6 protein-coding genes are annotated in these 9,750 nt (G+C 64.9%); 2 read left to right on the top strand and 4 right to left on the bottom strand.

Annotated features, from left to right (window positions below):
• Positions 1 to 27 precede the first annotated feature (27 nt).
• Positions 28 to 1,485: a TolC family outer membrane protein gene (locus IF690_RS18065; protein ID WP_286673828.1), complete on the top strand. Its 1,458-nt coding sequence runs from the start codon at positions 28 to 30 to the stop codon at positions 1,483 to 1,485.
• Positions 1,486 to 1,597: 112 nt separating this feature from the next.
• Positions 1,598 to 5,167: a PAS domain-containing hybrid sensor histidine kinase/response regulator family protein gene (locus IF690_RS18060; RefSeq protein WP_202701546.1), complete on the top strand. Its 3,570-nt coding sequence runs from the start codon at positions 1,598 to 1,600 to the stop codon at positions 5,165 to 5,167.
• Here the strand turns inward: IF690_RS18060 and IF690_RS18055 are convergent.
• From IF690_RS18055 to IF690_RS18040, 4 genes are all read right to left on the bottom strand, one after another.
• Entirely contained in the window at positions 5,164 to 6,081 is a 918-nt protein-coding gene (locus IF690_RS18055) for a LysR family transcriptional regulator (protein ID WP_202696774.1), read from the bottom strand. The genes IF690_RS18060 and IF690_RS18055 overlap by 4 nt on opposite strands.
• A 20-nt stretch (positions 6,082 to 6,101) precedes the next feature.
• Positions 6,102 to 7,076, bottom strand: a complete 975-nt coding sequence (locus IF690_RS18050; protein WP_202696773.1) for a response regulator — start codon at positions 7,074 to 7,076, stop codon at positions 6,102 to 6,104.
• A gap of 242 nt (positions 7,077 to 7,318) precedes the next feature.
• Positions 7,319 to 7,780 (bottom strand): YccF domain-containing protein, encoded by a 462-nt coding sequence (locus IF690_RS18045; protein ID WP_202696772.1) that lies wholly within the window; start codon positions 7,778 to 7,780, stop codon positions 7,319 to 7,321.
• 72 nt (positions 7,781 to 7,852) lie between these two features.
• A complete protein-coding gene (locus IF690_RS18040; protein WP_202696771.1) occupies positions 7,853 to 9,616 on the bottom strand; it encodes a hypothetical protein in 1,764 nt (587 codons plus the stop codon).
• Positions 9,617 to 9,750 lie beyond the last annotated feature (134 nt).

Raw genomic sequence — 9,750 nt, 5'->3', positions numbered from 1 at the left:
TCACTTCTTTATGTAGAACAGCAAACCATGATCAAACCCATGATTTCGCGGCAGCGAGCCCTTGCCGGCTGGTTGCTTGTCCCTCTGTTGCTTGCCGCATTGCCGGTCGCCTCCCTGGCGCAGGCGGCCGAATACCCGCGCCAGGCCATGCCCAGCGACCTCTGGCGGGTGTACCTGGATGCCCGGCAAAACAACAGCGAGCTGGCGGCGGCCCGTGCCGACCAGGCCGCCCGCGCCGAGGCGGTGCCCCAGGCCCGCGCCGGGCTGCTGCCCACGCTGTCGGCCAGTGCCGAGCTGAACGGCACCAGCACTTCCCTGCAACAGCCAAAGCAGGACACCCGGCGCAGTGGCACCAGCTACCAGGTGGTGCTGAACCAGCCGATCTTGCGCGCCGATCGCTGGTTCAGCCTCAAGGCCGCCGAAGCCGAGGACCAGCAGGCCCAGCTGGAGCTGGCGGCGGCCGAACAGAAGCTGATGCTCGACAGCGCCCAGGCCTATTTCGGCCTGCTCAAGGCCCAGGACGCCCTGGCGGCGGCCAAGGCTGAAGAAGCCGCGCTCAAGCGCCAGCTGGAACTGGCCGAGAAGGGCTTGCAGCTGGGCCTGTCGGACCGTACCGATGTGCTCCAGGCCGAGGCCGGGCATGACACCGCGCGGGCCAACCGGATCGTCGCGCAGAAGCGCACCGACGATGCCTTCGAGGCCCTGGACACCCTGACGCACCAGCAATACGCGGCGATCCAGGGCGTGCGGCATGACATGCCGATAGTGTTGCCGGAACCCAACGATGCCCGGCGCTGGGTCGACACTGCGGTGCAGCAGAACCTGACCCTGCTGGCCAGCCAGCACGCCCTGGACGCGACGCAGCAGACCCTGAGCGCGCGCAAGGCCGGGCACGCGCCGACCCTGGACGCGGTGCTGCGCTACCAGACCGGCGACAATGATAACCTGGGGTACGGCAACAGCGATATCCGCGGCAGCGGCTACGGTGGCAATGTCGAGCAGCGCTCCATCGGCCTGCAATTGAACATTCCGCTGTTCAGCGGCGGCCAGACCTCTTCCCAGGTACGCGAGGCCCACCAGCGGATGAATCAGCGCGAATACCTCAACGACAACCTGCGGCGCCAGGTGGTGGAGCAGACCCGCAACCTGCATCGCGGCCTCAACAGCGGGGTCGACCAGGTCAAGGCGCGGCGCCAGTCGATCATTTCCAACCAGGGCGCGGTGCTGGCCTCGCAGTTGGGCTTCCAGGTCGGCACGCGCAATATCGTCGATGTGCTGGAGGCCCAGCGCCAGCTCTACAACGCGGTGCGCCAGTACAACGACAGCCGCTATGACTACATTCTCGACACCCTGCGGCTCAAGCAGTCGGTGGGAACCTTGTCGCCCCAGGACCTCAAGGCGCTTGGTGATTACCTCAAGGCCGACTACGATCCCGACCGCGATTTCCTGCCGCCGGAGTTTCCACGCCGGCTGGCGGCGCGTTGAGGCTGTTTGTCAGGGCGGCAGGTACGGATTCATCAGGTAAAGGGGCGAGGTGTTGCGCAGGTTAACGAACTTCTTCGACAGCCACAGACGGTGTTGTTACGCCCTGGGCGTGGTGATCGCGGTCGGTGCCGCGGTGGCGCTGGGCAACTACTACCGCCTGCAGGTCGAGGACGTCTACCAGGCCAGTATCGAGATGCAGACCCAGGAGTACGCGGCGGATCTGCAGCAGTGGAAGTCCGACGGTTTTGCCATTGGCGCGCTGTCGATCCTGGGGCGCCACAACCCCTCGCTGAAACGGGTGATCCTCGAGCGCCATCCCTCCGCGGAATTGATGGAACAGGCGGCGATTCCGCTGAAGACGCTGTCCATGGTGGTGGGCGCCAATCATGCCTTTGTCCTCAACCGCGACGGGGTGGTGGTGGCGGCCCATGATCACCAGGGCCAGGCGCCGCTGGGGCTGAACGTGGCCTTCCGGCCCTATTTCAAGGTGGCGCTCAACGGCGGCAGCAGTGTCTATGGTGCGATCAGCGTCACCACCGGCACTCGCATGTTCTACATGGCGGTCCCGGTCTACGAGTCGCGCACGCGCCAGGACAAGGTGATCGGGGTACTGGTGGCGCGTTTCGACGGCAAGCTGCTCGATACCGACCTGAACAAGCAGTATGGCGACGACCTGAAAATGATCCTGTCGCCCAGCGGCGTGGTGCTGGCCGCCAGCACTCCGGAGTTTCTGCTCAAGGCCGACCGCGCCTGGCCGCCGCGCGAGTTCAGCGGCGAGGTCCGCCGCCAGTTCGGCGACCACCCGTTCGCCCAGGGGGGGCCCGAGCGCTTGCCGTTCGATACCCATCAGCCCCAGGTCAATCTGAACGGCCGGCGCTACAGCCTGTCCCGGGCCGACTTCGACTGGAACGACCCCAGCGGTCCCTGGACCCTGATCACCCTGGGCGACCTGGATGCGGTGCTGCCGGCCGAGCAGGTGCTGCTGATCAAGGGCTTGAGCGCCGTGGTGTTCCTGCTGTTGCTGTGGGGCGGCCTGCGGCGCCTGGCCGATGCCCGGCGGCACAAGGCCGACGTGGCGCGGATCGAGCAAAGCGAGCGACGCCTGGACATGGCCCTGCAAAGTGGGGCGCTGGGGTTGTGGGACTGGAACGTCAGCCTGGGGATCGTCATCAACAACGATGTCTGGCTGCGGATCCTTGGCTACAGCAAGGAGGAACTGGACCAGACCTTTGGCAATGGCCTGGACCGTTGGGCCTGCCTGGTCCATCCGCAGGACCATGAGCCGGTCATGGCCAGGCTCAGGGCGCACCTGAACAACGAAGTCGAGGAGTACCGCGCCGAGTACCGCATGCGCAGCAAAAGCGGGCGCTGGTTGTGGGTGCTGGACATCGGCCGGGTCATGCAGCGCGATGCCCAGGGCGCGCCGACGCGGGTCACCGGCGTGCTGCAGGACATCACGCAGGCAGTCGAGGTGCAGCAATCGATCGTCGACAGCCAGACCAAGCTGCAGTCGATGATCGCCAACATTCCCGGGGTGGTGTTTCGCAGCCTGCCGGACGGCGCGCGCACCATGGTGTTCGTCAGCGATGCCATTGAAGGCCTGAGCGGCTTTCCGGCGGCGCACTTCCTCGCCGGGCACAGCTATCGCGATCGGGTCCACCCCGACGACCTGGAGATTTTCGCAGGCTGCCTGAGCAGCGCCAGCTACATGCTCGAATACCGGATCATCACCGCCAGCGAGGAGGTGCGCTGGGTCTACGACAAGGGCCAGACCATTGTCGTGGACGGGGTGCCGCAGTACCTGGACGGGGTGATCTTCGACATCAGCGAGCGCAAGGCGGTGGAAGCGCAGATCCAGCAATCGCGGCGCGACGCCGAACTGGCGACCCAGGCCAAGTCGGAATTTCTCGACAGCATGTCCCATGAGATCCGCACGCCGCTGAACGCGATCATCGGCATGGCCCACCTGGTGCAGGACATGCCCCTGGAACGGGCGCAGCGCGACTACATCGAGAAGATCGACCGTGCGGCGAGGAACCTGGTGGGCACCATCAACGGCGTGCTTGATCTGTCGAAGATCGAAGCCGGCAAGCTGAGCATGGAGCAGGTCTGCTTCAACCTGCGCGAGCTGGTGGACGATGTGTTGCTGCTGGTGCGCCAGCGCGCGGAAGAAAAGGCGCTGCAGCTACGCCTGGACATTCCCGCCATGCTGCCGCGCAGCTATGTCGGCGACCCGCTGCGCCTGGCCCAGGTGCTGACCAACCTGGTGGACAACTCGATCAAGTTCACCGAGGCCGGTCATGTCTGCATCGGCGTGTGCCTGGTGCGGCAGTGGAACGACAAGGCCCTGCTGTGCTTCAGCGTCACCGACACCGGGGTGGGCATCAGCGAGGAGCAGCAGGCCCGGCTGTTCAATGCCTTTGTCCAGGCCGACCTGTCGATCAGCCGGCGTTACGGCGGCAGTGGCCTGGGGCTGACCATCTCGAAGAAAATCGTGCAGATGATGCAGGGCGACATCTGGGTGCACAGCAAGCCGGGGCAGGGCGCGGTGTTCAAGTTCAGCGTGCAGTTGAGCCTGCCGCAACAGCGTCCACAGGAGTTGATCGCGTCGAGTTGCAACACCCAGGCCACGCCATCGGTGGCGGGCGCGGCGGGGTTGTGCACGGTCAACGACTACGCGCGGTTGCTGGCGGGGACGCGGGTGCTGGTGGTCGAGGACAACCGGCTGAACCAGGATGTGTTGCAGGGCCTGCTGCAGCGCGCCGGGGTCCAGGTGGTCCTGGCCGCCAATGGTGCCGAGGCCTTGCAGCGGTTGCTCGGGGACGGTCGTTTCGACGGGGTGCTGATGGATTGCCAGATGCCGGTCATGGACGGCTACGACACCACGCGCAAGATCCGCGGTTACCCGCACCTGCGGTCGCTGCCGATCATCGCGGTGACCGCCAGCGGCCAGGCCGATGTCCAGGGGCGGGTGCTGGCCGCCGGCATGAGCGATCTGGTCAGCAAGCCGCTTGAGGTCACGGCTTTCTATCGGACCCTGGTGCGCTGGATCAAACACCTGGAACTGCCCGCGGGAGAGATGGCGGCAAGCCTGCCCGGCGGTGTCTCGACGCCAGCCTACGCGGGCATCGACTCGGCGCTCGGGCTGGCGGTGGTGAACCAGGACCTGGCGCTGCATCAGAAACTGCTGGCGGATTTTCGCGATGACCAGCAGCAGGTCATCGAGCGCCTGTGGCTGGCCCATGCCGCCGGGGACCTGCAGGCCATCGGCTTCCTGGCCCACAGCCTGCAGGGGGCGGCCGGCAATATCGGCGCCACGGCCGTCTGGCAGGCGGCCCGGCAACTGGAGGAGCAGTGTGCCGGGCAGGCCGACCTGGTGCCTTTGATCCGCCAGCTGGCGCAGTGCCTGGAGCCGCTGCTGGCCGGTCTGGTGTGTTTGCCAGCGGCGGGTGCCGGGCCCCAGGGCCGGGAGAGCGAGGCGCTGGGCAGTGAGCAGGTGTTAAAGCTGGAGCGCCTGGCCAAGCTGCTGCGCAACCACAATGCGCAGGCCCTGGCGCTGGTCGATGAGCTGTGCGAGCAGAACCCTTGCAGCGCCCTGCGGGCCATCCAGGAGCGGATCTACCGGCTGGAGTTCCAGCAGGCCTGTGAGCTGCTGGTCGATTTGCGCGCGGCCCAGGATTAGCGCGTCGCCCGGGTCAGCTCGAGGTAGCGCGCCATGCGGTCCGTGCAGTGCTCCACCAGGCACTGGTGCAAGGCCCGCAGCGACTCGGTGATTTGCGAGCGGTGGGATACCACCAGGCTCAGCGGCGCGGCGTCGGCTTGCCAGCCGGGGAGCAGGGGCAGCAGGCGCCCGGCGAGCAGGTCCTCGACCACGTTCAACAGCGGCAGATAAACCACGCCATGGCCGGCCACCGCCCAGCGCCGCGCGGCATCGCCATCGTCGCAGCAGAAGTGCCCCTGCACCCGCACGTCCTCGATCTGGCCCGGCGCATGGAAACGCCAGCGGCTCTCCGGCCGGCCAATGCTGTGGCAGATGATGCATTCGTGCTCGCTCAGCTGTTCCGGCGATTCGGGCGTGCCGTGTTCGGCCAGGTAGCCGGGCGCGGCGCAGGCGATGAAGTGGTGCTGCTTGAGCACCGGCAGCTCCACCAGGTCCAGGGCCAGGCTTTTGCCATAACGCAGCGCCGCATCGAACCGGCCCTTGAGCAGGTCCTCTTCCTTGTCGCTCAGGGCCAGCTTGATATACAGGCGCGGCCGTTCCTGCTTGAGCCGGGCGAGCAGGTCCAGCAGCAGGTTGCGGCCCAGGTCGGAAGACACCGTGAGTTCCAGCATGCCGTCGTCGTGGGTCAATGAGCGCTTGCCGTTGGCCAGGATCTTCAGGGCGTGCTGCGCGCTTTCCAGGTAACGCACGCCCTCGGGGGTGAGTTTCATGGTGCGGGTGGAGCGGGTGAACAGGCGCACGCCGAGACGGTTCTCCAGGCGCTTGAGTGCCAGGCTGGCGGCGGCCGGGGTGATCGACATGATCCGCGCGGCGGGCGACAGGCCCTGCAACTCGGCAATCAGCACGAACAGTTCCAGGTCGGCGAGGTTAGGCATGGGCAAGGCTCACTGTCCGTTCAAAGGCCGAAAAAGCTCTGTGACGAACTCAGCAAGGCCGCCGAGAGCGACTCCGGGCCGCAGGCGATGCATTGCTCGAACCCCGGCTGTTGATACATCCGCGCCATGGCCCGGGCATGCCGGCCGGCAAGGTCGCCGTCGGGTTGCAGCAGGCTCAGGTGGTAGTTCAGCGCCAGGGCGAACAGGCGGGCCGAGAACGGCAGATCGAGGCTTGCCGGGCTGGGGTCGCCCTGGAGCAGCGCCTCGGCATGGGTGATTTTCCAGGCGAGGTTGAGGATGCGGTCTTCCGGGTCGGCGTGGGCGAGGATCTCCTCGATCAGCACCCGGCTCTGGGCCAGGGCCTGGACGATGCCGCTGCCGGGCTGGTTGAGGCCCATCAGGGCCAGGCAGGCGGCGCCGCGAAACGCCGCGGGGTCGCTCTGGGTCACGCCGCTGTCGAGCAGGATCGACAGGGTGTCGAGCAGCGCTTCGAGACGGAGCTGCGGGTTGCCGGCCAGCTGCAAGGCCAGGGCGCCGATAAAACCGTCGCGCATGTCGCTGCCGGCCGAGGGTTCGGCCGCCGGTTGCGGGCTGTGCAGGGGTTTGTCGCGGTAACCCAGTTGCGTCGCCACCCGGGCCAGCACCACCGGCGGCGAAATCGGCTTGGCGATGTAGTCGGCGGCGCCGAGCAGCAGGCCCAGGCGTTCGTCTTCGACGCTGCTGCGCGAGGTCAGGAAAATCACCGGGATGGCGGCGGTCGCCGGGTGGCGCTTGAGTTCGCTGAGCACCTGGAAGCCGTCCATCTCGGGCATCAGGATGTCGAGGATGATCAGGTCCGGGCTGGCGCTGCGGGCCAGGGCCAGGCCGCGCTCGCTGTTCTTCGCCAGCAGCACTTCATATTCGGTGGTCAGGGTTTTCGAGAGCACGATCAACGACTGCGGGTCGTCGTCGATCGCCAGGAGGGTATAGGGCTTGGGGGCGTGCTCTGCGGGCATGACGGGGGCGCCTGATCAAGAGAGGGCGGCAGTTTATCTTATTTGCCCGGCGGGTCGCGCTGGCGCATTGCCGCAGCCGTCATGGGTGAAAGGTGTAACGATCCTTACCGGTTGGCGATCCGGTTGCGCGCTTGAGGGCGGCGCCGATGGGGGATGACCACTGTCGGCGCGCGCAAGCGTGGGCAGCCTGCCGGTCGGCATGCGCAGCAGCGCAGGCCTGGACCAGGCCACCATGCCTGGGTTCAGCCTGGCTGACGCTGTTTCAGCGCCGCATCCTGGGCATTGAAGGTGCGCGCCGCGGCGGCCACCTCCTTGCGCACGATGGTCTTGCCGATCGGCGCCAGGGCGATGCCCGCCAGCTTCAGGTGCTGGATGCCGAAGGGAATGCCGATGAGGGTGATAAAGCACAGCAGCGCCGACATCACATGCCCCAGCGCCAGCCAGATACCGCCAAACACGAACCAGAGCACATTACCGATCACCCCCAGGCCGCTGGTGCCGATATCGTCCCTGTTGTTCAGCTCGCGACGGCTGATCGCCTCCTTGCCGAACGGAAAGAACGAGAACGTACCGATGACGAAACAGGCCCGGCCCCAGGGGATGCCGACGATGCTGATAAAGGCCAGGATGCCCCACAGCCACCAGCACAGGCCCATGAAAATGCCGCCGAGGATAAACCAGAGAAAATTGCCGATGGCGCTCATGTAAAGCTTCCTTGTTTGAACCGTGAAGGGTATCGAGCAGGCCCCGTTCGAGGCCCGTGCAGGTATAGACGCTTATTCCTTGCGCCGAGTCAGCCCGGAGACGATCGCCACCAGCAACAGGCTGATGCCCCAGCCAATGAGGGTTTCGAGCCAGATCAGCAGACGGATGCCGTGGCCCCATTCCAGGTTCTTGAGTTCATCCCAATAGCTGGGGAAGGGCGTCGGGGTGATCGGGCCCCAGTCCTTTTCCTGCTGCAGATCGACCAGCGACAGCAGGATGTCCAGCGAGTAGGCGCCGGGGCTGAAGCCGGTGTATTCGCCGCGCAGGGCCTTGCAGGTGTACCAGTTGCCGATCTCGGCCGGGCGTTCGGCGGCGGGGTGCTGTCGTTGCCAGGCATCGCCATATTCAAGGGTGCAACTGGCGTAGGCCTCGTTCTGGAATACCAGTGGGTTGCTGGGGGCGAAGACCTTGTGTTCGACGGCGGCGTACCAGTAGACGCTGGTGAAGAACAGCCAGATGCCCAGGATCCAGGCCAGCAGCCGCATGGGGCGATAGCCGTAGCCGGTGAGGGCGCCATAGAGTACGTGGGGGACCTTGCCGAGCCAGCGGGTTCCCCATATCCAGTTGGCTGTGCGATGTCCCACCATGCCGACCTTGCGTAGACGCTGTTCGAAAGCAATGCCGACCTCTCGTGCCTCTTCGAAGTGGCCCATCTTTTCAAAGACGTGCTTCAGCTGGAGCCAGGGCTGTGGCAGGAATCCACTCTCGGAGCCTTTGAGGCCGTCGTCGCCTGTACTGGATGGCAGCTGTGAGTCGAGCCAGGCGATACGATCCTTGGCCCTCAAGGGAGAGTCGGTGGTTAGGAAGTCGTAGGTAAAACCGTTAAGGCCCAGCTCCTTGCCCCAGGTCTTTGAGTCGTCGTTCAAGGTTTTGACGTGAGAGCCGCTGAAAGCCGCATTCTGTAAAGGATGCTCCAGATGGGTGAGCATCAGTGTTCTACCGACGATCATGTTTTGCGCGAGCAAGGAAAAGCCGCCGTTGCCATCCAGATGATATGAACCTTTCAGGCTCAGTTGTCCGTCGATCTGCGCGGCGGTGAGGCGCACGGTACCTATGGAGTGGAAGCCGGTAGAGAGAAATACACTGCCACTCACGCGGGCTTTGTCAGCATTCAAGGCAATGCCGGTGGTGGCGGTAAAGGTGCAGTTCGAGCAATTCAAGCTTTTCATGGTTGCGCTGTTCAATCGCACTTCACCCAGAGACTTGAACCCTTCGTCAAAGATGATGTTTGCGTCGATTACACATCGGTCTGCCTCCAGAGCATTGCTCCCCAGACCATTGAGCTGAGCTGCGCTGAATATCAGCGACCCCGCGATTTTTGCTCCGATCAGGCAAATGGTTCCCTGGGAATGGAACGCTTTCATCTGGACCGATGAGCACACACGAAGATACTGGGCTGCAACGCCGGAAAACTGGCTGCCGTTCAAATCAAGCCAGCCGTCGATGACCGTGTTTTCAAGCCGCAGGTCCTTGTCACACAAACAATGGGTCAAGCTGACGTTGCTGGCGATCGTGGCGGAACTGAGATGCAGGGAGCCCTGGATGAATGCGCCTTCGAGGTGAACCCCGTTCAGATCTATTGGGTTCTTGTCATCGCCGCCCAGTATCAGGAACCTCAGGAAACTGGCGCGAATGGTGTTTTCCGCCGTGCCGGCTACAGGCCTTTGCTTGGCGATACTGAACCGCGCTCCTGTGGCACCGTAAGCCAGCAGTTTTTTTTCCACCGGGTTCAGGGGCAGGTAGTGCTGGAGTACCCGATCGGCGGTAAGCGTCATGCTTTTCACTTCTGGATAGCGCCGAGTTCGGCGGGAGTGGGCGCTTGTCTGAGACGGCAACCAGCGAGGAGGGGCAAAGCGCGAGGCACGAGCGGGGGACGCATAAAAACTTCCATGTAGGGTCGTCGGGCGGC

The sequence above is a fragment of the Pseudomonas sp. SK3(2021) genome, assembly GCF_016772375.1.
In the GTDB taxonomy this organism is placed as follows: Bacteria; Pseudomonadota; Gammaproteobacteria; order Pseudomonadales; family Pseudomonadaceae; genus Aquipseudomonas; species Aquipseudomonas chlororaphis_I.
This window is presented reverse-complemented; position numbering and strand designations above follow the sequence as displayed.

Coding starts and splice junctions, on each gene's coding strand:
- IF690_RS18045 (WP_202696772.1), bottom strand. CDS start 7,780: ATGAGCGCCATCGGCAATTTTCTCTGGTTTATCCTCGGCGGCATTTTC.
- IF690_RS18050 (WP_202696773.1), bottom strand. CDS start 7,076: ATGCCCGCAGAGCACGCCCCCAAGCCCTATACCCTCCTGGCGATCGAC.
- IF690_RS18040 (WP_202696771.1), bottom strand. CDS start 9,616: ATGACGCTTACCGCCGATCGGGTACTCCAGCACTACCTGCCCCTGAAC.
- IF690_RS18055 (WP_202696774.1), bottom strand. CDS start 6,081: ATGCCTAACCTCGCCGACCTGGAACTGTTCGTGCTGATTGCCGAGTTG.
- IF690_RS18065 (WP_286673828.1), top strand. CDS start 28: ATGATCAAACCCATGATTTCGCGGCAGCGAGCCCTTGCCGGCTGGTTG.